This is a genomic window from Streptomyces sp. NPDC053079 (assembly GCF_044546695.1).
Classification (GTDB): Bacteria; Actinomycetota; Actinomycetes; order Streptomycetales; family Streptomycetaceae; genus Streptomyces.
This window is the reverse complement of record NZ_JBITZJ010000008.1, coordinates 330,605-354,869: the sequence shown is the minus strand read 5'-3', so window position 1 is coordinate 354,869 and position 24,265 is coordinate 330,605. Positions and strand designations below refer to the sequence as shown.

The 24,265-nt window shown below is 70.9% G+C and carries 17 protein-coding genes and 1 pseudogene; 13 read left to right on the top strand and 5 right to left on the bottom strand.

The window, feature by feature from the left end; translation table 11 throughout:
* Positions 1–34 precede the first annotated feature (34 nt).
* The 3 genes and pseudogenes from mshC to ACIGXW_RS29325 all read left to right on the top strand — a co-directional run.
* Positions 35–1,264, top strand: a complete 1,230-nt coding sequence (gene mshC / locus ACIGXW_RS29335) for a cysteine--1-D-myo-inosityl 2-amino-2-deoxy-alpha-D-glucopyranoside ligase (RefSeq protein WP_399575758.1) — start codon at positions 35–37, stop codon at positions 1,262–1,264.
* A gap of 163 nt (positions 1,265–1,427) precedes the next feature.
* A complete protein-coding gene (locus tag ACIGXW_RS29330; RefSeq protein WP_399575757.1) occupies positions 1,428–2,393 on the top strand; it encodes an SMP-30/gluconolactonase/LRE family protein in 966 nt (321 codons plus the stop codon).
* Between the two features lie 106 nt (positions 2,394–2,499).
* Positions 2,500–4,731, top strand: a pseudogene (locus ACIGXW_RS29325) (TIM-barrel domain-containing protein); the annotation flags it as partial.
* A gap of 89 nt (positions 4,732–4,820) precedes the next feature.
* Here ACIGXW_RS29325 and ACIGXW_RS29320 read toward each other — a convergent pair.
* Positions 4,821–5,897, bottom strand: coding sequence for an alkene reductase (locus ACIGXW_RS29320; RefSeq protein WP_399575756.1), 1,077 nt, complete (start codon positions 5,895–5,897; stop codon positions 4,821–4,823).
* A gap of 167 nt (positions 5,898–6,064) precedes the next feature.
* Between ACIGXW_RS29320 and ACIGXW_RS29315 the strand changes: the two genes are divergently transcribed.
* The gene (locus tag ACIGXW_RS29315) at positions 6,065–6,562 is read left to right on the top strand and encodes a MarR family winged helix-turn-helix transcriptional regulator (protein WP_399575754.1); all 498 of its coding nucleotides are present in this window, start codon (positions 6,065–6,067) and stop codon (positions 6,560–6,562) included.
* On the opposite strand, the gene ACIGXW_RS29310 is transcribed toward ACIGXW_RS29315, so the two are convergent.
* A complete protein-coding gene (locus tag ACIGXW_RS29310; protein WP_399575752.1) occupies positions 6,559–6,708 on the bottom strand; it encodes a hypothetical protein in 150 nt (49 codons plus the stop codon). The two genes, ACIGXW_RS29315 and ACIGXW_RS29310, sit on opposite strands and share 4 nt — an antisense overlap.
* A gap of 43 nt (positions 6,709–6,751) precedes the next feature.
* Positions 6,752–10,273 (bottom strand): methionine synthase, encoded by a 3,522-nt coding sequence (gene metH / locus ACIGXW_RS29305; RefSeq protein ID WP_071961912.1) that lies wholly within the window; start codon positions 10,271–10,273, stop codon positions 6,752–6,754.
* Between the two features lie 286 nt (positions 10,274–10,559).
* On the opposite strand from metH, the gene ACIGXW_RS29300 reads away from it, so the two are divergent.
* From ACIGXW_RS29300 to ACIGXW_RS29260, 9 genes are all read left to right on the top strand, one after another.
* On the top strand, positions 10,560–11,324 hold the full coding sequence (locus ACIGXW_RS29300; RefSeq protein WP_071961911.1) for an IclR family transcriptional regulator: 765 nt from the start codon (positions 10,560–10,562) through the stop codon (positions 11,322–11,324).
* Positions 11,325–11,626: 302 nt separating this feature from the next.
* Positions 11,627–12,409: an MIP/aquaporin family protein gene (locus tag ACIGXW_RS29295; protein WP_071961910.1), complete on the top strand. Its 783-nt coding sequence runs from the start codon at positions 11,627–11,629 to the stop codon at positions 12,407–12,409.
* Between the two features lie 44 nt (positions 12,410–12,453).
* Complete coding sequence (glpK, locus tag ACIGXW_RS29290) at positions 12,454–13,980, top strand: glycerol kinase GlpK (protein ID WP_071961909.1); 1,527 nt, start codon at positions 12,454–12,456, stop codon at positions 13,978–13,980.
* Positions 13,981–13,982: 2 nt separating this feature from the next.
* Positions 13,983–15,590 (top strand): FAD-dependent oxidoreductase, encoded by a 1,608-nt coding sequence (locus ACIGXW_RS29285; protein WP_399575751.1) that lies wholly within the window; start codon positions 13,983–13,985, stop codon positions 15,588–15,590.
* A gap of 128 nt (positions 15,591–15,718) precedes the next feature.
* Positions 15,719–16,759 carry a glycosyl hydrolase family 18 protein gene (locus ACIGXW_RS29280; RefSeq protein ID WP_399575750.1) on the top strand — a complete coding sequence of 347 codons (1,041 nt, stop codon included), beginning with the start codon at positions 15,719–15,721 and terminating at the stop codon, positions 16,757–16,759.
* A gap of 143 nt (positions 16,760–16,902) precedes the next feature.
* Positions 16,903–17,973 carry a PAC2 family protein gene (locus ACIGXW_RS29275; protein ID WP_399575748.1) on the top strand — a complete coding sequence of 357 codons (1,071 nt, stop codon included), beginning with the start codon at positions 16,903–16,905 and terminating at the stop codon, positions 17,971–17,973.
* 172 nt (positions 17,974–18,145) lie between these two features.
* On the top strand, positions 18,146–18,838 hold the full coding sequence (locus tag ACIGXW_RS29270) for an HAD family phosphatase (protein ID WP_071961907.1): 693 nt from the start codon (positions 18,146–18,148) through the stop codon (positions 18,836–18,838).
* 429 nt (positions 18,839–19,267) lie between these two features.
* Positions 19,268–20,857: an ABC transporter substrate-binding protein gene (locus ACIGXW_RS29265; RefSeq protein WP_399575746.1), complete on the top strand. Its 1,590-nt coding sequence runs from the start codon at positions 19,268–19,270 to the stop codon at positions 20,855–20,857.
* Between the two features lie 96 nt (positions 20,858–20,953).
* A complete protein-coding gene (locus ACIGXW_RS29260; protein WP_399575743.1) occupies positions 20,954–22,549 on the top strand; it encodes an ABC transporter substrate-binding protein in 1,596 nt (531 codons plus the stop codon).
* Between the two features lie 40 nt (positions 22,550–22,589).
* On the opposite strand, the gene ACIGXW_RS29255 is transcribed toward ACIGXW_RS29260, so the two are convergent.
* Both ACIGXW_RS29255 and ACIGXW_RS29250 read right to left on the bottom strand, forming a co-directional pair.
* Positions 22,590–23,261 (bottom strand): response regulator transcription factor, encoded by a 672-nt coding sequence (locus ACIGXW_RS29255; protein WP_071961902.1) that lies wholly within the window; start codon positions 23,259–23,261, stop codon positions 22,590–22,592.
* Positions 23,262–23,276: 15 nt separating this feature from the next.
* Positions 23,277–24,251 (bottom strand): RecB family exonuclease, encoded by a 975-nt coding sequence (locus ACIGXW_RS29250; protein WP_399575742.1) that lies wholly within the window; start codon positions 24,249–24,251, stop codon positions 23,277–23,279.
* Positions 24,252–24,265: the final 14 nt, after the last annotated feature.

Here is a 24,265-nt window from a genome sequence, read left to right as displayed (position 1 = left end):
GTATCCGGAACATGCATCCGGTTACGCTCAGGTCATGCATGCCTGGCCCGCTTCAGAGGTACCCGCCCTGCCCGGCAGTGGCCGCGACCTCCGGATCCACGACACCGCGACCGGTGAACGGGTGACCCTCGTTCCCGGTCCCGTCGCCCGTATCTACGTCTGCGGCATCACGCCGTACGACGCCACCCACATGGGACACGCGGCGACCTACAACGCGTTCGACCTCGTGCAGCGCGTGTGGCTCGACACCAAGCGGCAGGTCCACTACGTCCAGAACGTCACCGACGTCGACGACCCGCTGCTGGAGCGGGCCATCGCCAACGGGGACGACTGGACCGCCCTCGCCGAGCGCGAGACGGCCCTCTTCCGCGAGGACATGACCGCGCTGCGCATGCTCCCGCCCCGCCACTACGTGGGCGCCGTGGAGTCGATACCGAAGATCGTTCCCCTGGTGGAGCGGCTGCGCGCCGCGGGCGCCGCCTATGAACTCGACGGCGACATCTACTTCTCCGTCGCCTCCGACCCCTCCTTCGGCAGCGTCTCCCGCCTCGACGCCGAGGCGATGCGCCTGCTGTCCGCCGAGCGCGGCGGCGACCCCGAGCGCCCCGGCAAGAAGAACCCCGTCGACCCCATGCTGTGGATGGCCGCCCGCCCGGGCGAGCCCAGCTGGGACGGCGCGTCCCTGGGCCCCGGCCGCCCCGGCTGGCACATCGAGTGCGTCGCCATCGCGCTGGAGCACCTCGGCATGGGCTTCGACGTCCAGGGCGGCGGCTCCGACCTGATCTTCCCGCACCACGAGATGGGCGCCTCGCACGCCCAGGCGCTCACCGGCGAGCACCCCTTCGCCAAGACGTATGTGCACGCCGGCATGGTCGCCCTGCACGGCGAGAAGATGTCCAAGTCCAAGGGCAACCTCGTCTTCGTCTCCGCGCTCCGCCGCGAGGGCGTCGACCCGGCCGCCATCCGGCTCGCGCTCCTGAGCCACCACTACCGCGCCGACTGGGAGTGGACGGACGCCGTCCTGGACGAGGCCGTCGAGCGCCTGGCCCGCTGGCGCGCCGCGGTCTCCCGGCCCGACGGCCCCGGCGCCGATGCGCTCGTCGAGGAGATCCGCGAGGCCCTCGCCGACGACCTCGACGCCCCTGCCGCGCTCGCCGCGGTCGACCGCTGGGCCGCCGCCCAGAGCGCTGCCGGCGGCACGGACGAGGGTGCGCCCGGCCTGGTCTCCCGCGCGGTCGACGCGCTGCTCGGCGTGGCGTTGTGACGCGCTGATCCATCATCCGTCAGGGGGCGCCCGCCCGCAGGAACGCCTGCGGGGGAGCGCCCCCCTTCGTTTGTGGAGATCGCGGCGTGGGGGGCGCGCGGTGCGCGGGCGCTGTGCTGGGGTGTGCCACGTCGGCTGACCGTCCGTCGGAAGGACGCACACCATGGCACGCTCCCTGGCCCGGCGAAGACTCCTCCTGACCGGCGCCGCGCTCGGCGCCGGCACGGCCGTGGGGCCGCTCGGTCCCGCCGCCCGCGCCGCCGCGGCCGCCTCCGGACGCTGGCCGGACCGCTTCCCGCTCCCCGCCGGCTTCCGGCCCGAGGGCATCGCCGTCGGCCCCGGCCCGTACGCCTGGTTCGGCTCGCTGGGCGGGGGCTCCCTGTACCGCGTGAGCCTGGCCACCGGGCGCGGCACGATCGTGCCCACGGGCACCGAGGCCATGTCCGTGGGCCTGAAGACCGACCGGCACGGCCGGGCCTTCATCGCCGGCGGCACCTCCCGCCAGCTGCGCGTCGTCGACACCCGCAGCGGCCGGATCCTCGCCACGTACGAGGTCGGCGCGGCCTCGACCATGGTCAACGACGTGGTGCTCACGCCCGGCGCGGCATGGTTCACCGACTCCACCCACGCCCAGGTCTACGGACTCCCGCTCGGCCCGCGCGGCGAGCTGCCGCCGGCCCGCGACGTGGTGACGCTGCGGCTGACGGGCGAGTGGGCCGAGGCCCCGGACGACGGCTTCACCTCCAACGGCATCGCCCCCACGCCCGACGGCAGGGCGCTGCTGGTCGTCAACGTCTTCCAGGACGGCGGCAGCCTGCTGCGGGTGGACCCGCGCACCGGGGACGCGCGCCGCGTCGACCTGGGCACCACCCGGCTCCCCGACGGGGACGGGGTCCTGCTGCTGGGCCGCACCCTCTACGTCGTCCAGCAGAAGCAGAACGCCGTCGACGTGCTGCACCTGGACGCCGGCGGCCGCCGCGGCGGCGCGGTCCGCCGCATCACCGATCCCCGCTTCCGCATCCCCACGACGGTGGCCGCCTACGGCGACCGCCTCTACCTGCCCAACGCCCGCTTCGACGTCGACCCCACGCCGTCGACGGAATACGACGCGGTGGCGGTACCCCGCTGAGGCCCCCGCTCCACAAGTCCACGCACCCGGCACGGGAGTCCATGGTCGTGTACGCGCCAAGCGCGCTAGGCACGCCACCATGAGAACACCACGACGACTCAGAGCGATGGCCGCCGCCGCCCTCCTCGGGCTCATGGCGGCCATCGCGGCCCCGGCCGGCGCCGCTCGCGCCGAGCCGGCCGGCCCCGCCGCCCCGGCCGAACGGACCGTCGGAGACCTCACCGGCTTCTCGACCGCGGGCGCCGTCTTCCACCTCCGCGCCGGCGAGGCCCGCGTGCGCGTCACCTTCGTGGCGGCCGACACCTTCCGCGTCGAACTGGCGCCCGACGGTACCTTCACCGACCCGGTCGGCAAGGACATCGTCCAGCCGCAGGGCCCGCCCCCGGCCACCCGCTGGCGGGAGCGGGCCGACCGCTACGAGATGAGCACCCCGGCCGTCACCCTGCGCGCGTACAAGAGCCCGCTGCGCTTCGCCCTGCACCGCGCCGACGGCTCGCGGCTGTGGGCCGAGACCAAGGGCCTGACCTGGACCAAGGACCGCACCACCCAGACCCTGGCGCGCGGCGCCGACGAGCAGTTCTACGGCGCAGGGATGCAGAACGGGCGCGGCAACACCTCGCACCGGGGCAAGGCTGTCGAGGTCGGGGTCGACTACAACTGGGACGACGGCGGCCACCCCAACTCCGTCCCGTTCTACCTCTCCTCGGCGGGCTACGGCGTCTACCGCAACACCTACGCGCCCGGCACGTACGCCTTCACCGACCCGGTGACGACGAGCGAGCAGGAACGGCGCTTCGACGCCTACTACTTCGCCGGGCGCTCGGCGAAGGAGGTCATCGGGCGGTACACGAAGCTGACCGGGAGGCCCTTCCTGCCGCCGCTGTACGGGCTGGAGATCGGCGACTCCGACTGCTACCTGCACAACAAGAACCGCGGCGAGCGCCGCACGCTCGACGCCCTCAAGGTCGCCGACGGCTACACCGCCAACGACCTGCCGCTGGGCTGGATGCTCGTCAACGACGGCTACGGCTGCGGCTACGAGAACCTCGCCGGGGTGAACAAGGGGCTCGGCGACCGGAAGATGAAGATGGGCCTGTGGACCGAGGACGGCCTCGCCAGGCTCGGCGAGCAGGTGAAGGCCGGTCAGCGGGTCGCCAAGCTGGACGTCGCCTGGGTCGGCGACGGCTACAAGTTCGCGCTCGACGGCTGCAAGGACGCCTACAAGGGCATCGAGGACAACAGCGACGCCCGCGGCTTCACCTGGGCCCCCGAGAGCTGGTCCGGCGCCCAGCGCTGCGGAGTGCAGTGGTCCGGCGACCAGAAGGGCTCCTGGGAGTACATCCGCTGGCAGATCCCGACATACGCGGGCGCGACGATGTCGGGCCTGGCCTACACCACGGGCGACGTGGACGGCATCTTCGGCGGCAGCCCGAAGACGTACGTGCGCGACCTGCAGTGGAAGGCCTTCCTGCCGGCCGTGATGACCATGGACGGCTGGGCGCCGAGCGACAAGCAGCCCTGGCGGTACGGCGATCCGTACACCTCCATCAACCGCAAGTACCTCAAGCTGAAGGAGTCGCTGCTGCCGTACATGTACTCCTACGCGGCCCAGGCGAGCAGGACCGGCGTCGGGCCGGTGCGCCCGCTGGCGCTGGAGTACCCCGGCGATCCCAAGGCGGCCTCCGACGCGGCGAAGTACGAGTTCCTGACGGGCGAGTACTTCCTGGTGGCCCCCGTGTACGAGGACAAGGAGGTCCGCGACGGCATCTACCTGCCCGAGGGCAAGTGGACCGACTACTGGACGGGCCGTACGTACCAGGGCCCGACGACCGTGAACGGCTACCGCGCCCCGCTGGACACGCTCCCGCTGTTCGTGAAGGCCGGCGCGAACATCCCCATGTGGCCCGGCATCCGCTCCTACGAGGACCGCACGGCCGGCTCCCCGGTGGCGTGGGACGTCTATCCGCAGGGCACCTCGTCGTTCACCCTGTACGAGGACGACGGCGTCACCCGCGCCCACCGCACGGGCGCCTACGCCGAGCAGAAGCTCACGGTCCGCGCGCCGGAGTCGGGGCCCGGTGACGTGACGCTGTCGCTGGACGCGCTGAACGGCGACTTCCGCGGCAAGCAGACGGCCCGTCCGTACCGCTTCACCGTGCACACGGGCGCGGCACCCGCGGCCGCCGTGCTGGACGGGCGGGAACTGCCGAGGCTGGACTCGAAGGAGGCCTTCGAGAAGGCGGACCAGGGCTGGTGGTACGACCCGGCCGACCGGGGCGGTGTCGTCCAGGTCAAGACCGGGACCCGGGCGACGGACCGCGCCTTCGCACTGACCCTCCGGGCGGGGTGAGGCGGAGCGCTCCGCACGGGGGCCGGGCCGGGCGGCGGGAGGAACGCCGCCCGGCCCGGGCGACCGGCAAAAGCCGGTCAGGCGCCGGCGGTCAGGGCCGGGTAGTCGGTGTAGCCGCGCTCGTCGCCGCCGTAGAAGGTGGCGGGGTCGGGGGAGTTGAAGGGGCCGTCGGCGGCCAGCCGGGCCGGCAGGTCGGGGTTGGCCAGGAACAGCGCACCGAAGGAGACCATGTCGGCCGTGCCGTCCGCGATCAGGCCCAGGGCGTCCGGCCCGGTCGGCCGCGGGTAGGTGAGCGGGTTGAGGACGAAGGCGGCCGGCCACTGCTTGCGCAGCCGGTGGGTGAGCTCGCGGTCCGGTCCCTCGATCATGTGCAGGTACGCCAGGCCCAGCGGCGCCAGCCGCGCCAGCAGGGCCTCGTAGACCTCGGCGACGTCGTCCTCGGCGATGTCGTTGTACGGGTTGCCGGGGGAGACGCGGAAGCCGACGCGCTCGCCGCCGATCGCCTCGGCCACCGCGGCGGCGACCTCGGCGGCGAAGCGGACGCGGTGCTCGACAGAGCCGCCCCAGGCGTCGGTGCGGTGGTTGGCGTTGGGGGCGAGGAACTGGTGGATCAGGTAGCCGTTCGCGCCGTGGATCTCCACCCCGTCGAACCCGGCGGCGATCGCGTTGCGTGCCGCGGCGGCGAAGTCGGCGATCGTCCGCCGGATCTCCTCCTCGCTCAGCTCCCGGGGCACCACGAAGTCCTTCGGCCCCTCCTTGGTGAAGACCTGCCCCTGGGCGGCGACCGGCGAGGGGCCGACGGGCACCAGGCCGTCGGGCAGCAGGCTGGGGTGGCCGATGCGACCGGTGTGCATCAGCTGAGCGAAGATCACTCCGCCCTCGCGGTGCACGGCGTCGGTCACCTTCCGCCAGGCCGCCACCTGCTCCTGGGAGTGCAGTCCTGGGGTGTCGGGGTAGCCCTGGCCGACCACCGACGGCTGGACGCCCTCGGTGACCATCAGCCCGGCGCTCGCGCGCTGTGCGTAGTAGGTCTCCATCGCCGGGGTCGGGGAGGTGCCCGGACCGTAGGCGCGGCCGCGGGTCATCGGGGCCATGGCGATGCGGTTCGCCAGACGCGTCCCGCCCAGGTCGATCGGGTCAAAAGCGTTCGTCATGTCCGTTTCCTCCAACGAGAGGGGAGCGAGTGAGGCGCAATTACCTGTCCGAACAAGTAAAGGCGCCGAAGTCATTCCCCTGCCGAAAAGTGTCCTGTGTCACGCCGTTCGAAGGCTTGCGTTAGCCTGATGTCTGTTCGAGCAGCTATCTGAGGGGAGCGTGGGCCATGACGGGGCCGACGCCCGAAGGCGGGAACCCTTCCGGTCAGGCGACGGTGCCGGCGTCCGCCCGTACGGGGCCGGTCAGCCATGCGATCTTCCGCGTGGCCCGGCTGCACCGCATGATCGCCGGACAGCTCCTGCGCCGCGTCGGACTGCACCGCGGCCAGGAGCTGGTGATGATGCAGCTGTGGGACGTCGGCCCCCAGCGCCAGACGGACCTCGTCCGCCTGCTCGACTCCGACGCCGCCACCATGACCCGCACCGTCCAGCGGCTGGAGGCGGCCGGCTTCGTCCGCCGCCGCACCTGCCCCGGCGACAAGCGCGCGGTGATCGTCGAACCCACCGCCGCCAGCCACGCCCTGCGCCGCGAGGTCGAACAGATCTGGTCCGAGCTGGAGGACGGCGTCACCGGCGGCCTTACCGCCGACGAGCGGGCCACGGCCCTGCGCGTCCTCGAACGCCTCGAGGCCAACCTCGCCCGCGCCACGGCCGCGACCCCCTAGCGGCCGCCGCTCACCCGGCCAGGACGGGCCCACGCCTCGTCGAACGTTCCCTCGTCGAGGGAACGCAGGTAGCCGGTGACGAGGCGGTCGACGTCGGCGCGGTCGGTGAGCGTGCGGAGCTGCTCGGTCATCCGGGTGAGATCCATGTGTGGATCATGGAGCCTCAACCATGCTTGAGGTCAAGCGCCGTCAGCGGGCGTTGAAGTACTTCGCCTCCGGGTGGTGGATCACCATCGCGTCCGTCGACTGCTCCGGGTGCAGCTGGAACTCCTCCGACAGCTGGACGCCGATGCGCTCCGGACGCAGCAGGTCCGCGATCTTGGCGCGGTCCTCCAGGTTCGGGCAGGCGCCGTAGCCCAGGGAGAAGCGCGCGCCCCGGTACTTCAGGGCGAACATGTCCTCCACGTCGTCCGGGTCCTCGTCGCCGAAGCCCAGTTCGGAGCGGACGCGCGCGTGCCAGTACTCGGCCAGCGCCTCCGCCAGCTGCACGGACAGGCCGTGCAGCTCGAGGTAGTCGCGGTAGGCGTCCTCGGCGAAGAGCTTCGCCGTCGCCTCGCCGATGCGGGAGCCGACCGTGACGACCTGGAGGCCGATCACGTCCCGCTCGCCGGAGTCCTCCGGGCGGAAGTAGTCCGCCAGGCACAGCCGGCGGCCGCGCCGCTGGCGCGGGAAGGTGAAGCGGGTGCGCTCGGTGCCGGCGCCATCTTCCCCAGGGGGGGTCAGCAGGATCAGGTCGTCGCCCTTGCTCACGCACGGGAAGTAGCCGTAGACGACGGCCGCCTCCAGCAGGTTCTCCGTGTGGAGCTTGTCCAGCCAGCCGCGCAGCCGCGGCCGGCCCTCCGTCTCCACCAGCTCCTCGTACGTCGGGCCGGTCGTACGGGCCTGCTTCAGGCCCCACTGGCCCTTGAAGAGGGCGCCCTCGTCCAGCCAGGACGCGTAGTCCTTCAGCGGAATGCCCTTGACGACCCGCGTGCCCCAGAAGGGCGGCTCCGGGACGCGGTTGTCCACCGCGACGTCCGAGCGCACCGAGCCCTTCGGCTCCTCGACCTCCAGGACGGCGGCCACGTCCCGCTTGGGCACCCGGCGCTGCTTGAGCTCCGGCAGCGCCGCGCCCGGCACGCCGCGCTTGACCGCGATCAGCGCGTCCATCAGACGCAGGCCCTCGAACGCGTCACGCGCGTAGCGGACCTCGCCCTCGTAGATCTCGTGCAGGTCCTGCTCGACGTACGCACGGGTCAGCGCCGCACCGCCCAGGATCACCGGATAGGTCGCCGCCAGCTTGCGCTGGTTGAGCTCCTCCAGGTTCTCCTTCATGATCACGGTCGACTTCACCAGGAGCCCGGACATCCCGATGACGTCCGCCTTGTGCTCCTCGGCGGCCTCCAGGATCGCCGAGACCGGCTGCTTGATGCCGAGGTTGACGACGTTGTAGCCGTTGTTGGACAGGATGATGTCGACGAGGTTCTTGCCGATGTCGTGGACGTCCCCGCGCACCGTGGCCAGGACGATGGTGCCCTTGCCCTCCGCGTCCGACTTCTCCATGTGCGGCTCGAGGTAGGCGACCGCGTTCTTCATCACCTCCGCCGACTGCAGCACGAACGGCAGCTGCATCTGGCCCGAGCCGAAGAGCTCGCCGACGACCTTCATGCCCTCCAGTAGCGTGTCGTTGACGATCTCCAGCGCCGGACGGGTCAGCAGCGCCTCGTCCAGGTCGGCCTCCAGGCCGTTCTTCTCGCCGTCGATGATGCGCCGCCGCAGCCGCTCCTCCAGCGGCAGCGCGGCCAGCTCCTCCGCCTTGCCCGCCTTCATGGACTTGGTGTCCACGCCCTCGAACAGCTCCAGGAACCGCTGCAGCGGGTCGTAGCCCTCGCGCCGCCGGTCGTAGATCAGGTCGAGCGCGACCTCGCGCTGCTCCGCCTCCAGCCGGGCGATGGGCAGGATCTTGCTCGCGTGCACGATGGCCGAGTCCAGGCCCGCCTCGACGCACTCGTTGAGGAAGACGGAGTTCAGCACCATGCGGGCGGCCGGGTTGAGGCCGAAGGAGATGTTGGACAGGCCCAGCGTGGTCTGGACGTCCGGGTGCCGGCGCTTGAGCTCCCTGATCGCCTCGATCGTGGCGATGCCGTCCTTGCGGGACTCCTCCTGGCCGGTGGCGATGGTGAAGGTGAGGCAGTCGACGATGATGTCCGACTCCAGCACCCCCCAGTTCCCGGTGAGGTCGGCGATCAGCCGCTCGGCGACGGCGACCTTGTGCTCGGGCGTACGGGCCTGCCCGTCCTCGTCGATGGTCAGCGCGATCAGCGCGGCACCGTGCTCGACGGCCAGCCGGGTGATCCTCGCGAAGCGGGAGTCGGGACCGTCGCCGTCCTCGTAGTTGACCGAGTTGATCACGGCCCGGCCGCCCAGCTTCTCCAGGCCCGCCTGGATGACCGCCGGCTCGGTGGAGTCCAGCACCAGCGGCAGCGTGGAGGCCGTCGCGAAGCGGCCGGCGATCTCGGCCATGTCGGCGACGCCGTCGCGGCCGACGTAGTCGACGCACACGTCGAGCAGGTGCGCGCCCTCGCGGATCTGGTCGCGGGCCATCTCCACACAGTCGTCCCAGCGGCCGGCCAGCATGGCCTCGCGGAACTTCTTCGAGCCGTTGGCGTTCGTCCGCTCGCCGATGGCCAGGTAGGAGGTGTCCTGGCGGAAGGGGACGGTCTGGTAGAGCGAGGAGGCACCCGGCTCGGGGCGCGGGCTGCGCCCGGTGGGCGTGAGGTCCTTCACCCGCTCGACGACCTGGCGCAGGTGCTCGGGCGTGGTGCCGCAGCAGCCGCCGACCAGGGAGAGCCCGTACTCCCGCACGAACGTCTCATGCGCGTCCGCCAGCTCCCGCGGCGTCAGCGGGTAGTGCGCGCCGTTCTTGCCCAGGACCGGCAGTCCGGCGTTCGGCATGGCGGAAACGCGGGTGCGGGCATGCCGGGAGAGGTAGCGCAGGTGCTCGCTCATCTCGGCGGGGCCCGTCGCGCAGTTCAGGCCGATCATGTCGATGCCGAGCGGCTCCAGCGCGGTGAGCGCCGCGCCGATCTCGGAGCCGAGCAGCATGGTGCCCGTCGTCTCGACCGTCACCTGGACCAGCAGCGGCAGGTCCACGCCCGCCGCCTCAAGGGCGCGCCGGGCGCCGATGACGGAGGCCTTGGTCTGCAGCAGGTCCTGGGTGGTCTCCACCAGGATCGCGTCGGCGCCGCCCGCGACCAGGCCCTCGACGTTCTGCTGGTAGGCGTCGCGCAGCTTGACGTACGGGGCGTGGCCCAGGGTCGGCAGCTTGGTGCCCGGTCCCACGGAACCCAGGACCCAGCGGGTGCGGCCGTCGCCGGCGGTGTACTCGTCCGCGACCTCGCGGGCGATACGGGCGCCCGCCTCGGAGAGCTCGACGATGCGCTCGGGAATGTCGTACTCACCCAGGGCGGCGAAGTTGGCGCCGAAGGTATTGGTCTCCACACAGTCCACGCCGACCGCGAAGTAGGCCTCGTGCACCGAGCGCACGATGTCGGGCCGGGTGACGTTCAGGATCTCGTTGCAGCCCTCGAGCTGCTGGAAGTCCTCGAGGCTGGGGTCCTGCGCCTGGAGCATCGTGCCCATCGCTCCGTCGGCCACCACCACTCGGGTGGCCAGTGCTTCGCGCAGTTGCGCGGCTCGGGCGGAAAGGGTCGATGGCGTATGCGAGGCCATGGATGTGCTCCCGGGTGTGCGACGGCTGTCGGCTTTACGCCCTCCCTGCAGAGGGCGCACGCGGCAAGCGTAGCTGGCGGCATCGTGGAGAGCAGGGGGTGTCCCACCTTGCGGACCGGCCCGGGGCCGCCTCGGTCACCATGGTTCCGGCCACCCGGTTTCGCCGGGAGCCGCCCTCTGGATGATCATGGTCATGGCGGCTGCCGTACCCCATGGTCGGCATCGGCCGATAGTGTTCAGCATTGCCGAACGGAGACAGCCGGGCGGCGTGTGAGGAGGTTGCTCGATGGCACGGACCATCCAGTCGCTCGAACGGGCGGCGGCGATGCTGCGGCTGCTCGCGGGTGGCGAGCGGCGGCTCGGCCTGTCCGACGTGGCCTCCGCGCTGGGGCTGGCGAAGGGGACCGCGCACGGCATTCTGCGCACCCTGCAGCAGGAGGGGTTCGTCGAGCAGGACCCCGCCTCCGGGCGCTATCAGCTCGGGGCCGAGCTGCTGCGGCTGGGCAACAGCTACCTGGACGTGCACGAACTGCGGGCCCGCGCCCTGGTCTGGGCGGACGACCTGGCCCGTTCCAGCGGCGAGAGCGTCTACCTCGGCGTGCTCCACCAGCAGGGCGTCCTGATCATCCACCACGTCTTCCGCCCCGACGACAGCCGCCAGGTGCTGGAGGTCGGCGCGATGCAGCCGCTGCACAGCACCGCGCTGGGCAAGGTGCTGTGCGCCTATGACCCGGTGGCCCACGCCGAGATGACCGAGGGTGACCGCGAGGCCTTCACCCCGCAGACCGTGACGGCCCTGCCCGACCTCGAGGGCGTGCTGGACCTGACCCGCGCCCGGGGCTGGGCGGCGGACGTCGAGGAAACCTGGGCGGGCGTCGCGTCCCTCGCGGCCCCCATCCACGACCGGCGGCGGATGCCCGTGGGCGCCGTGGGCATCACCGGCGCCGTGGAGCGCGTCTGCGAGGACGGCGAGCTGCGGGCGCACCTGGTGGCGGCCGTCCGGGACTGCGCCCGGGCCGTCTCCCGCGACCTTGGTGCCGGACGCTTCTGAAACCGGTGGTCCGGTCGGATAATGCGGGTGCGTAAAGGCGCCCGAGACCGGGTCGTTACCGGTCGGTATCCGAACGTAAATTTACGGCCAGTTGGCCGAGAGTTTCCCGTCACACAGGCCTTGACGCGCCCTTGACCGTGCTGGAAGCTGCCGTTCATCGGTCGGCATTGTCGAACACCTAACGACAATATTCGCTATGGTGTGCATTGCCACGGGACCGATCAACGCCCTCTCGGAGGGCGCGGACCACCGGAGGGACCCGGGGTTCGCCTTCCCCTGGACGAAGGACAAAGGAGTCGCGGGTGTCCAGCTCCGACATCTTCACCGGTGAGCTCATCGGTACCGCAGTATTGATCCTGCTCGGCGGCGGCGTGTGCGCCGCCGTCACCCTGAAGCGCTCCAAGGCGCTCAACGCGGGATGGCTCGCCATCACGTTCGGCTGGGGCTTCGCCGTGCTGGCCGGTGCCTACATCGGCACCAAGTCCGGCGCGCACCTCAACCCCGCCGTAACCCTGGGCCTCGCCATAGACGGCGCGGTCGAGTGGAGCGACGTGCCGCTCTACATGGGCTCCCAGCTGCTCGGCGCGATGATCGGCGCGACGCTGGTCTGGCTCGCCTACTACGGCCAGTTCCAGGCGCACCTGACCGACCCTGAGCTGGTCGCGACGCTGAACCCCAAGGAGGGCATGGTCGACCAGACCGCGACCCCCCAGGCGGGCCCGGTGCTGGGCGTCTTCTCCACCGGCCCCGAGATCCGCAACGCGGTGCAGAACCTCGTCACCGAGATCATCGGCACCGCCGCCCTGGTGCTCTTCATCCTCACCCTGGGTCTCACCAAGGGCCTGGCCGTCAGCGGCACCGGCACCCTGATGGTCGCCCTCGTCGTCGTCGGCATCGGCCTCTCGCTCGGTGGCCCGACCGGTTACGCCATCAACCCGGCCCGTGACCTCGGCCCGCGCATCGTGCACGCGCTGCTGCCGCTGCCCAACAAGGGCGGTTCGGACTGGGGCTACGCCTGGGTTCCGGTGGTCGGCCCGCTCGTCGGTGCCGCGCTCGCCGCAGGCATCCACAAGATCGCGTTCTGACCCGCACCCGCCGAGACCCTTCAGATTTCAGGAGCACACTCCACATGACCGACACCCACGGCCACGGCCCGTTCATCGCGGCGATCGACCAGGGCACCACCTCCTCCCGCTGCATCGTCTTCGACCGCGACGGGCGCATCGTCTCCGTCGACCAGAAGGAGCACGAGCAGATCTTCCCGAAGCCGGGCTGGGTCGAGCACGACGCCGTCGAGATCTGGACCAACGTCCAGGAGGTCGTCGCCGGCGCCGTAGAGAAGGCGGGCATCACCGCCGCCGACGTCAAGGCCATCGGCATCACCAACCAGCGTGAGACCACGCTGATGTGGGACAAGACCACCGGCGAGCCGGTCTACAACGCCATCGTCTGGCAGGACACCCGCACCGACGCCCTGTGCAAGGAGCTCGGCCGCAACGTCGGCCAGGACCGCTTCCGCCGTGAGACGGGCCTCCCGCTGGCCTCGTACTTCTCCGGCCCGAAGGTCCGCTGGCTGCTGGACAACGTCGAGGGCCTGCGCGAGCGCGCCGAGCGCGGCGACATCCTCTTCGGCACCATGGACTCCTGGGTCATCTGGAACCTCACCGGTGGTGTCGAGGGCGGCGTGCACGTCACCGACGTCACCAACGCCTCGCGCACCATGCTGATGAACCTGCGCTCCCTGGAGTGGGACCAGCGCATCCTGGCCTCCATGGAGATCCCGGCCGCCGTGCTGCCGGAGATCCGCTCCTCCGCCGAGGTCTACGGCACCGCCAAGGGCGGCGCCCTGGCCGGCGTGCCCGTCGCCTCCGCGCTCGGCGACCAGCAGGCGGCCCTCTTCGGCCAGACCTGCTACGACAAGGGCGAGGCCAAGTCCACCTACGGCACCGGCACCTTCATGCTGATGAACACCGGTGACGAGCCCGTCCAGTCCTACAACGGCCTGCTGACGACCGTCGGTTACCGCATCGGCGACGAGAAGCCGGTCTACGCCCTCGAGGGCTCCATCGCCGTCACCGGCTCCCTCGTGCAGTGGATGCGCGACCAGATGGGCCTCATCAAGAGCGCGGCCGAGATCGAGACGCTCGCCAGCTCCGTCGAGGACAACGGCGGCGCCTACTTCGTGCCGGCCTTCTCCGGCCTGTTCGCCCCCTACTGGCGCTCCGACGCGCGCGGCGTGATCGCGGGTCTGACCCGCTACGTCACCAAGGCGCACATCGCCCGCGCCGTGCTCGAGGCCACCGCCTGGCAGACCCGCGAGATCACCGACGCCATGACGAAGGACTCCGGCGTCGAGCTGACCGCGCTCAAGGTCGACGGCGGCATGACCTCCAACAACTTGCTGATGCAGACGCTCTCGGACTTCCTGGACGCCCCCGTGGTGCGCCCGATGGTCGCGGAGACCACCTGCCTCGGCGCTGCCTACGCCGCCGGCCTGGCCGTCGGCTTCTGGCCGGACACCGACGCGCTGCGCGCCAACTGGCGCCGGGCCGCCGAGTGGACCCCCCGCATGGATGCGGACACGCGTGACCGCGAGTACAAGAGCTGGCTCAAGGCCGTCGAGCGGACCATGGGCTGGATCGAGGACGAGGAGTAATCATGACCACCCCGCAGAGCGTTCCGACCCTGGGAACGCACCCGGCTGCCGGTACCAACCCGGGCCGCGCCGAGACCCGGGACCGACTGTCCAACGCGACGTACGACCTCCTGGTGATCGGCGGCGGCATCCTGGGCACCTCGGTCGCCTGGCACGCCGCGCAGTCCGGACTGCGGGTCGCCATGGTGGACGCCGGTGACTTCGCCGGCGCCACCTCCTCCGCGTCCTCCAAGCTCGTCCACGGCGGTCTGCGCTACCTGCAGACCGGCGCGGTCAAGCTGGTCGCGGAGAACCACCACGAGCGCCGGGTGCTGGCCAAGGACGTGGCCCCGCACCTGGTCAACCCGCTCACCTTCTACCTGCCCGTCTACAAGGGCGGGCCGGTGGGCGCGGCCAAGCTCGGCGCCGGTGTGTTCGCCTACTCGGCGCTGTCCGCCTTCGGCGACGGCGTCGGCAAGGTGATCTCCCCGGCCAAGGCCCAGGCCGACAACCCGGGCCTGCGCACGGACAACCTCAAGGCCGTCGCGGTCTACTACGACCACCAGATGAACGACTCCCGTGTGGCCGTCATGACGGTCCGCGCGGCCGTCGAGTCCGGCGCGGTCGTCCTCAACCACGCCCAGGTGACCGGCCTGCGCTTCACGCACGGCAAGGTCACCGGCGCGGAGCTCAAGGACCGCACGGACGGTACCGAGTTCGGCATCGACGCGCGCGTCGTCCTCAACGCCACCGGCCCGTGGGTGGACCACCTGCGCAAGCTGGAAGACAAGGGCGCCGCGCCGTCGATCCGCCTCTCCAAGGGCGCGCACATCGTGATGAAGCGCAAGTCGCCGTGGAGGGCCGCCATGGCCACCCCGATCGACAAGTACCGCATCACCTTCGCCCTCCCCTGGGAGGACCAGCTGCTGCTCGGCACCACCGACACGGCCTACGAGGGCGACCCGGCGGACGTGCACGCCACCGAGGCCGACATCCAGCAGATCCTGGACGAGGCGGCCTTCTCCATCCAGGACGCGGACCTCGACCGCTCCCTGATGACGTACGCCTTCGCCGGTCTGCGCGTGCTGCCCGGCGGCCCGGGCGACGTGGCCCAGGCCAAGCGCGAGACCGTCGTCTCCGAGGGCAAGGGCGGCATGCTCTCGGTCGCCGGCGGCAAGTGGACGACCTACCGCCACATCGGCCGTACGGTCATGAAGAAGCTGGCCCAGGTGCCCGGCAGCCCGCTGACCGAGGACATGGAGCCCATCTCCTCGCTGGTCCGCCGCACCCCGCTGCCCGGCGTCGCCAACCCCAACGCGGTCGCCCACCGCCTGCTCGTGGACCGCGAGCCCGGCAGCCGCATGGACCCGCTGACCGCCCGCCACCTGGCGACGCACTACGGCTCGCTGTCCTTCGACATCGCGCGCCTGGTCAACGAGAACCCCGAGCTCGGCGAGCGGATCCACGAGGACGGCCCGGAGATCTGGGCCCAGGTCGTCTACGCCCGCGACCACGAGTGGGCCGAGACGGTGGACGACGTGCTGCGCCGCCGCACCACCCTGACCATCCGCGGCCTGGACACCGAGGACGTCCGTGCCCGGGTCAAGGACGTGCTGAGCGAAAAGCGCTGACGCTCCCGCACTGGCGGACGCGTGAACGGAAGGGGAGGGGTGCCCGGGCACCCCTCCCCTTCCGCATGCGACCGGAACGCAACCGGCACCCGCTCGAACACGTCCCTCACTCGGAAGAGAGGGACGACATGAACCGGCCAAAAACCCAGCGCAAGGCGCTGCTCAAGCGCGTCGCGGCGCGCTTCGCAGTCGGCCTCGTGCTGCTGGTGCTCATACCCGTCGTGACGGCGGGCAGCGCGCTGCGGGCCTCGTACGCCGGGTCGCCCGCCAAGGACGCGGTCACCCGCGGCCGGGACGCGATCTGGCTGGGGCACGCCTGGGTCGACGGCCGCCGCGGCGACGCCGACCTCGCCCGGCTGAAGCGGCGGATCGGGGACACCGGCATCCGCGACCTCTATGTGCACGCCGGGCCGCTGGAGCACGACGGCACGCTGCCCGCCTCGGCCTACAGGAACGTGAACTGGCTGATCGGGGCCGTGCACCGCGAGCTGCCGGGCGTCCGGGTGCAGGCGTGGCTGGGGAACAAGCTGGTGGAAGGGCCGGGCGGGGCCGGCCTGTGGCTGGCCTCGCCGGCCGCCCGCGCCGCCGTCGTGGCCAGTGCCCGGCAGGTGATGCGGGCCGGCTTCGAGGGGGTGCACGTGGACGTCGAGCCCGTACCCAGCGACGACGGCGACTTCCTCGCCCTGCTCGACGCCCTCCGCCCGGCCGTGCACTCCGCCGGCGGAGTGCTCTCGATCGCCGCCCAGCAGATCGACCCACTGCCCTCGATGCACAGCGCGGCCCGCCTGATGGGCAGCAAGAAGTGGTGGACCCAGAGCTACTTCGGCAAGGTCGCCCGCCGGGTGGACCAGATCGCGGTCATGTCCTACGACACCGCGCTGCCCTGGGAGAACCTCTACGGCGGCTACGTGGCGCGGCAGACGGCGCTCGCCCTCCAGGTGACCCCGGCGTCGACGGACCTGATGATGGGCCTGCCCTTCTACCACACCGACAACTGGGGCCACCAGAGCCGGGCCGAGACGGCCGCGGCCGCCGTGCGCGGCGCACGGCTGGGCCTGGGCCGCGAGGACCGCGGCAGGCAGCGGTTCGGCATGGCCCTCTACGTGGACTTCGCGGCCACCGAGGCGGACTGGCGTGCCTACCGCGCAGGATGGGGCGTGCGTGGCTGAAAGTCCCTCCCCCTCAGGGGCTGCGAAGGGGGGTCTTCGAAGTCGTAGGCTTGGGGCACACGCAAGACAACCGCAACTGCACGGAACGGCAACCGCGGCGCCACGGAACCACCCCGTGCGCCCCGGTCGGAAGGAGGCGCTGGGTGATCGAGCTTGAGGGGGTTCCCGAGCTGATCGACCCGGTCATGATCTGTGCCTTCGAGGGCTGGAACGACGCCGGTGACGCCGCGTCCAGTGCGGTCGCGCATCTGGACCGGGAGTGGAAGGGCGAGGTCTTCGCGGCGCTCGACGCGGAGGACTACTACGACTTCCAGGTCAACCGGCCCACGGTCTGGCTCGACGGCGGCGTCCGCAAGATCACCTGGCCGACCACCCGGCTGTCCGTGGTGCGCACGGGCGGGACCGAGGGCAAGGGGACGTCCCGCGACCTGGTCCTCGTGCGCGGCATCGAGCCGAGCATGCGCTGGCGCTCCTTCTGCAACGAGATCCTGGGCTTCGCCCACGAACTGGGCGTGGAGATGGTCGTGATCCTGGGGTCGCTGCTCGGCGACACCCCGCACACCCGGCCCGTGCCGGTCAGCGGGGTCACCTCCGACCCGGACCTGGCCCGCACCCTGGACCTGGAGGAGTCGCGTTACGAGGGCCCGACGGGCATCGTCGGCATTCTCCAGGAGGCGTGCACCCACGCCGGCGTCCCGGCGGTGAGCCTGTGGGCCGCCGTGCCGCACTACGTCTCCCAGCCGCCGAACCCGAAGGCCACCCTGGCCCTGCTCAACCGCCTGGAGGACCTGATCGACCTGCGCATCCCGCAGGGCGAGCTCCCGGAGGACGCCCGGGCCTGGCAGCTGGGCGTGGACCAGCTGGCGGCCGAGGACAGCGAGGTCGCGGAGTACGTGCAGTCGCTGGAGGAGGCGCGGGACACCGCCGACCTCCCCGAGGCGTCCGGCGAGGCCATCGCCCGCGAGTTCGAGCGCTATCTGCGCCGCCGGGACGGACAGCCCGGCCCCGCGCAGCCGGGGCAGCCCGGCGGCCTCGCGGCCGAGCCCGGTCTGACCGAGGGCGGCCGGGACGGCTCGTACCTGCGCGACACCGCCAGCGGCCGGACGCGTCCGCCGCGCCGGCAGGCCAGGGACGACGAGGCGGGCGGCGAGGGCGCCGAGGGCGCCGGCCCGGCCCCCGAGGACGACGCGGACGGCTCCGAGGGCGAGGGCTGAGCCCCGCGCCTCGCTACGCCGTCGAAGGACGGCGTAGTCCGAGGTACGCGAAATATCGACGCGACGCACCGTAACGGTCGGTCGTACACTTGTCGGTCCGGTGAAGGCCGGTCCGTACCCCCTGTCACAGGAGGTGCGGGCCGGCCTTCTCGCCCCCTCAGGAGGAGTGCGGATGACCAGCACCATCCCCGTCGTCGACACCCGTTCGGCGGCACCGGCCCTGCAGGCCGTCCTGCTCGACATGGACGGCACCCTGGTCGACACCGAGGGCTTCTGGTGGGAAGTGGAAGTCGCCGTCTTCGCCGAGCTGGGCCACCAGCTGCTGGAGGAGTGGCGCGAGGTCGTGGTCGGCGGGCCGATGACGCGCAGCGCCTCCTTCCTGATCAAGGCCACCGGCGCGAAGATCGCCCTCGCCGAGCTGAGCGCCCTGCTGAACACCCGCTTCGCGGAGATGATCGTCCGGGGCGTGCCGCTGATGCCGGGCGCACGGCGGCTGCTGGCGGAGCTGGCGGCCCACTCGGTGCCCACGGCGCTGGTCTCGGCCTCGCACCGGGAGATCATCGACCGGGTGCTGCACACCCTGGGCCCGCAGCACTTCACCCTGACCGTCGCGGGCGACGAGCTGGCCCGTACCAAGCCGCACCCGGACCCGTATCTGCTGGCCGCGGCCCGGCTGGGGGTGGATCCGGCCCGGTGCGCGGTCGTGGAGGACACCATGACGGGCGTCACCGCCGCGGAGGCCGCGGGGTGCCGGGTGGTGGCGGTTCCGTCGGTCGCGCCGATCCCGCCGGCCCTGGGCCGTACGGTCGTCGGCTCGCTCGAGGAAGTCGATCTCTCTTTTCTCCGGGGTCTCATCACCGTCTGATCAGCGGGGGTGCACCGAGCGTACGGCGGACAATGACCAAGAACTCTGGGCGTTTGGTCGATTGTTTTCCGTGACGAATACGGCGGCTGAATTCCCATGGGTGGCGACGGCCCGGAAGAAGTGACGTTCGTCACCGGTTTCGACGCCCGCGCGTCGGCTTGCGCACCCGCCGAAGTGCTCTCACGAGGGCTGAAGCGCACCCTTGTGTCCCGATTGATCATTCGGTGCCGGAATCGTTCCGGCGTCCGGATATCGGACATTGGCCCGCCGTTATCACCACGTGATATCGCATCAACTTCATCGTGTCCCGGTGCCGGTGGCCACGCGCACTAATCTTTTCGCGAGAACTTCACGGCTGCCCGTATGACCAGCACATCAGGTATCGGTAGGGTCCGGGCACCGAACGCACCACAGGGAGAACCCCAGACAATGAACCGCAAGACGATGGTCCTGCCCGTCGTGGCAGGCCTGCTGGCCCCCGTACTCGTCGCCTGCGGCGGGGGCGAGGGTTCCGGCGGGGGCGCCATCGTCGTCGGGACCACCGACCGGTTCGAGGAGACCACCGACGCGCCCGCGCCCTTCGACCCGGCCGCCGCGTACGACATCGGTGCCTGGAACGTTCTCCACAGCACCTTCCAGACCCTGCTGCGGCTGCCCCGCTCCGGCACGGCGCCGGTCGCCGACGCGGCCGAGAAGTGCTCCTTCGGCGACCGCAACAGCGAGCAGTTCCGCTGCACCCTGCGCAGCGGCCTGAAGTTCTCCAACGGCAACGCGCTGACCGCCCAGGACGTCAAGTTCTCCATCGACCGCGCCCGGGCCATCAACTTCGAGAACGGCCCTGTCTCGCTGCTCAACAACATCGACACCGTGGAGACCCCCAGCGAGCGCGAGGTCGTCTTCCACCTGAAGTCGCCCGACGCGACCTTCCCGCAGAAGATCGCCACCCCGGCCGCGGCCATCGTCGACAGCGAGTCCTACGACAAGAACAAGCTCGGCAACGGCTTCAAGACCGTCGGCTCCGGGCCGTACACCCTGAAGACCGAGCAGAAGGACGGCCGTGTCGTCAAGGCCACCTTCACCAAGAACCCCGACTACAAGGGTTCGGTGAAGCTGCAGAACGACAAGGTCGAGATGCGCTTCTACGACGACTCCAAGGCGATGGAGAAGGCGCTCTCCGACGGCGACATCGACATCATGAACCGTGCCATCCTGCCCGAGCAGATCGACCGGCTGCGCTCCTCCGCGGACCAGGGCGTCCGTCTGATCGAGTCGCCCGGCCAGGAGATCAGCTACCTCGCCTTCAACACCGAGGACTCCTCGGTGAAGAACAAGGCGGTGCGCCAGGCCATGGCGCAGCTGATCGACCGCCAGGCCCTGACGCGCGACAACTACAACCGTACGAGCGAGCCGCTGTACTCGCTGGTGCCCAAGGGCATCACCGGCCACCAGAACGCGTTCGCCAACAAGTACGGCGAGCCCAGCGTCGACAAGGCCCGCGCCATCCTGCGCGGCGCCAACATCACCTCGGCGCTGCCGCTCACCCTCACCTACACCACGGACCACTACGGTCAGGGCACCGAGAAGGCGTTCAAGACGCTGCAGAAGCAGCTGAACTCCAGCGGCCTGTTCAACGTCAAGATCCAGGGTGTGAAGTGGGCGGAGTTCCGCCCCGAGGCCGCCAAGGGCAAGTACGCCGTCTACGGCATGGGCTGGTTCCCCGACTTCCCGGACCCCGACAACTACGTCGCCCCGTTCATCGGCCCGGACAACTTCCTCGGTTCCTCCTACCGGAACTCCAAGATCGAGGACCTGATTCCCCAGTCGCGCCAGGCGTCGCAGCGCGACGGGGCCGCCAAGTACTTCCAGCAGGTACAGGAGATCGTCGCCGACGAGGTCCCGGTGCTTCCGCTGTGGCAGGGCAAGCAGTACGTGGCGGTCCGCAACAAGATCACGGGTGCGGAGTGGGCCCTCAACGCCTCCTCCGAGCTGCAGCCGTGGGAGCTCGGCCGCGGCGCGTGACACCCCGCTCCACCTGATTCACCCCAGCTCCACAGAACGAGTTCTACAGCAACAAACGGTCTCTTCAGCGACACAAGAACTGTGAGGAACGTGCACGTGAGGAAACGTGACCAGTGGCTCGCCGCCCCGCTTGGCGCGGGGCTTGCCGCCGCCCTGCTCAGCGGGTGCGGATCGGAAGACGGCAACGCGGCCGGCACCGGGGAGTCGGTGGTCATGGGAATGTCGGAAGAGGTGCTCGCCACCGACCCGGCATCCGGTTACGACCCGGGTTCCTGGCTGCTCTTCAACAACGTCTTCCAGTCGCTGTTGGCCTTCCCCAAGGGCAGCACCACGCCCGTCCCGGAAGCCGCCAAGAACTGCAAGTTCAAGAACGAGACCAGCACGGTCTACCAGTGCGAGCTGCGCGACGGGCTGAAGTTCAGCAACGGCAACGACCTCACCTCCGAGGACGTCGCCTACTCCTTCCGCCGCACGCTGAAGATCAACGACAAGAACGGTCCGGCCGCGACGATGCTCTCGTCGATCAAGGACATCTCGACGCCGGACAAGGCGACCGTCGTCTTCCAGCTCAAGCGCTCCGACGCCACGTTCCCGCAGAAGATAGCCTCCGGCGCGGGATCGATCGTCGACCACACCGAGTACCCGGCGGACAAGCTCCGCACCGACGGCAAGGCCGTGGGCTCCGGTGTCTACAAGCTGTCGTCCTTCGACAAGTCCAAGGCCGTCTTCAAGGTCAACAGCTCCTACCACGGCACCGCGACCGTGCAGAACAGCGGTATGACCATCAAGTTCTTCCACGGCCAGCAGGACGCGCTGAAGTCCGCCGTCCAGAAGGGCGACGTCGACCTCGCCTACCGTGGTCTGGCCATGAAGGACATCGCCGACCTCGAGGTCGCCAGCCTGGGCGACAAGAACAGCCTCAAGGTCGTCGAGGGCACCAGCGCCGAGGTCCAGCACCTGGTCTTCAACACCAAGGACTCGGTGGTCGGCAAGGCCGGCGTGCGCAAGGCCATCGCCTACCTCGTCGACCGCAGCACCCTCGTGCGCGAGGTCTACAAGCGCACCGCCGAGCCGCTGTACTCGGTCGTCCCCTCCGGGATCACCGGCCACAAGACGCCGTTCTTCGACGTCTACGGCGACCGGCCGCGGCCGGACAAGGCCGCCGACGCCCTGAAGTCCGCCGGCATCACGGGCAAGGTCAAGCTCACCATGTGGGCCACCCCGGTCCGTTACGGCCCGGCCACGGTCGCCGAGTTCCAGGAGATCGCCAAGCAGCTCAACGCCAGCGGCCTCTTCGACGTGGACGTCCAGAGCGTCCCGTTCGAGGAGTACGAGAAGGGCATCGAGGCCGGCAAGTACGGCGTCTACGTCAAGGGCTGGGTCCCCGACTACCCGGACCCCGACAACTTCACCGCGCCGTTCTTCGGTGAGGACAACGTCCTCGCCAACGGCTACCAGTCCAAGGAGATCGCCGGCATCCTCCCGGCCACGGCCGCCCAGGGCAGCCGCCCGGCGACCGTCAGCGACTTCATCAGGCTGCAGAAGACCGTCGCCGACGACGTACCGCTGCTCCCGCTGTGGCAGGGCAAGCAGTACGCCGTCGCCAACAACCGCATCTCCGGTCTGCAGTGGACGCTCGACGCCTCGACCGTCTTCCGATTCTGGGAGATCAGCAAGGCCGCCAAGGAATGACGGCCTGACCTTTACGAACCCCGAGGACGCCCCGGTGCCGCTACTGCGCGCCGGGGCGTACCAGTCCGCTCTCGTAGGCGTAGACGGCGGCCTGCACGCGGTCGCGCAGCCCCAGCTTCGTCAGCACGTGCCCCACATGCGTCTTGACCGTCGTCTCGCTGACGAACAGGTCCGCCGCGATCTCGGCGTTCGACAGGCCGCGGGCGACCAGCTTCAGCACCTCGACCTCACGCTCGGTCAGGGTGTGCAGGGTGTCCGGCAGCGGCTCCTCGCCCGACGGCAGATGCCCGGCGTACTTGTCCAGCAGCCGCCGCGTGATGCTCGGCGCCAGCATCGCCTCGCCGCCCGCCACCACCCGGATCGCCTGCACCAGCTCATGGGCGGGCGCGTCCTTCAGCAGGAACCCGCTGGCCCCCGCGCGCAGCGCCTCCACCACGTACTCGTCGAGGTCGAAGGTGGTCAGCACCAGCACCTTCGCCGGGCCGTCGCGCTCCGGCCCGGTGATCTGCCGGGTCGCCTCGACGCCGTCCATGCGCGGCATCCGGATGTCCATCAGCACCACATCGGGCTGCAGGGCCCGGACCTGGTCGAGCGCCTGCAGACCGTCCCCGGCCTCCCCGACGACCGCCAGGTCCTGTTCGGCCTCCAGGATCATGCGGAAGCCGGTGCGCAGCAGCGGCTGGTCGTCGACCAGTAGGACGCGGATCGCCACAGGAGAACTCCTTCGCTAGACCGCGTCCATTCTGCCCTGAGCGGCCTCGCCCGGGGCAGCCGGTCCGTCGGCGGCCGCCCGGCGCTGCCCGGGAACGGGCAGCGGATACGGCGGGGGAGTGCCCCCGAATTCCGGGCACAGGGCCTGGTGGTCGCACCAGCCGCACAGCTTGGTGGGCCGCGGCCGCCAGTCGCCCGTCTCCGTGGCGAGCGAGATCGCCTCCCACAGGGCCCGCAGCTTGCGCTCCACCCCCAGCAGCTCCGCCTCTACCGGGTCGTACGTCAGCACGTCGCCGCTGCCGAGGTAGACCAGCTGCAGCCGGCGCGGCACCCGGCCGCGCAGCCGCCACACCACCAGGGCGTAGAACATCATCTGGAACAGGGCGTCCCCGCGGTACTGCGGGGCGGGGGCCTTGCCCGTCTTGTAGTCCACGATCCGCACGTCGCCGGACGGCGTCACGTCCACCCGGTCGACGATGCCCCGCAGCTTCAGCCCCGACTCGCCCGCACCCTCGATCACCGTCTCCACGAAGAGCTCGCGCTCGGCCGGCTCCAGCCGCGTGGGGTCCTCCAGCTCGAACCAGCGCTCGACCAGCCGCTCCGCGTCCCCCAGCCACGTCGCCAGCCGGTCCGGATCGTGCGAGCCGTCCTCCCGGTGGAACAGCTGCGCCAGCTCCGGCCGCGCCGCCAGCAGCTTCTCCCACTCGCCCGGCACCAGGGAGCGGGCCCGCGGCGGCGTCCGTTCGGCCGCCGGGGCGTCGAAGAGCCGCTCCAGCACCGCGTGCACCACGGTGCCCCGGGTGGCGGCGGGGCTCGGCTTCTCCGGCAGCCTGTCGATCACCCGGAAGCGGTAGAGCAACGGGCACCGCATGAAATCGGCCGCGCGCGACGGCGACAGCGAGGCCGGGCGCACGGCCCCCGACGGGGCGGCGCTGCGGTCCCCGGCCGGCTCGTCGGCCTGCCCGGCGGAATTCTCGGTGGCGGTATCCATGACAGAGACCCTAC

Excerpts from the sequence above, each read along its gene's own strand:
- mshC (WP_399575758.1), top strand. The coding sequence starts at position 35 with ATGCATGCCTGGCCCGCTTCAGAGGTACCCGCCCTGCCCGGCAGTGGC.
- ACIGXW_RS29330 (WP_399575757.1), top strand. The coding sequence starts at position 1,428 with ATGGCACGCTCCCTGGCCCGGCGAAGACTCCTCCTGACCGGCGCCGCG.
- ACIGXW_RS29320 (WP_399575756.1), bottom strand. The coding sequence starts at position 5,897 with ATGACGAACGCTTTTGACCCGATCGACCTGGGCGGGACGCGTCTGGCG.
- ACIGXW_RS29315 (WP_399575754.1), top strand. The coding sequence starts at position 6,065 with ATGACGGGGCCGACGCCCGAAGGCGGGAACCCTTCCGGTCAGGCGACG.
- ACIGXW_RS29310 (WP_399575752.1), bottom strand. The coding sequence starts at position 6,708 with ATGGATCTCACCCGGATGACCGAGCAGCTCCGCACGCTCACCGACCGC.
- metH (WP_071961912.1), bottom strand. The coding sequence starts at position 10,273 with ATGGCCTCGCATACGCCATCGACCCTTTCCGCCCGAGCCGCGCAACTG.
- ACIGXW_RS29300 (WP_071961911.1), top strand. The coding sequence starts at position 10,560 with ATGGCACGGACCATCCAGTCGCTCGAACGGGCGGCGGCGATGCTGCGG.
- glpK (WP_071961909.1), top strand. The coding sequence starts at position 12,454 with ATGACCGACACCCACGGCCACGGCCCGTTCATCGCGGCGATCGACCAG.
- ACIGXW_RS29285 (WP_399575751.1), top strand. The coding sequence starts at position 13,983 with ATGACCACCCCGCAGAGCGTTCCGACCCTGGGAACGCACCCGGCTGCC.
- ACIGXW_RS29280 (WP_399575750.1), top strand. The coding sequence starts at position 15,719 with ATGAACCGGCCAAAAACCCAGCGCAAGGCGCTGCTCAAGCGCGTCGCG.
- ACIGXW_RS29270 (WP_071961907.1), top strand. The coding sequence starts at position 18,146 with ATGACCAGCACCATCCCCGTCGTCGACACCCGTTCGGCGGCACCGGCC.
- ACIGXW_RS29265 (WP_399575746.1), top strand. The coding sequence starts at position 19,268 with ATGAACCGCAAGACGATGGTCCTGCCCGTCGTGGCAGGCCTGCTGGCC.
- ACIGXW_RS29250 (WP_399575742.1), bottom strand. The coding sequence starts at position 24,251 with ATGGATACCGCCACCGAGAATTCCGCCGGGCAGGCCGACGAGCCGGCC.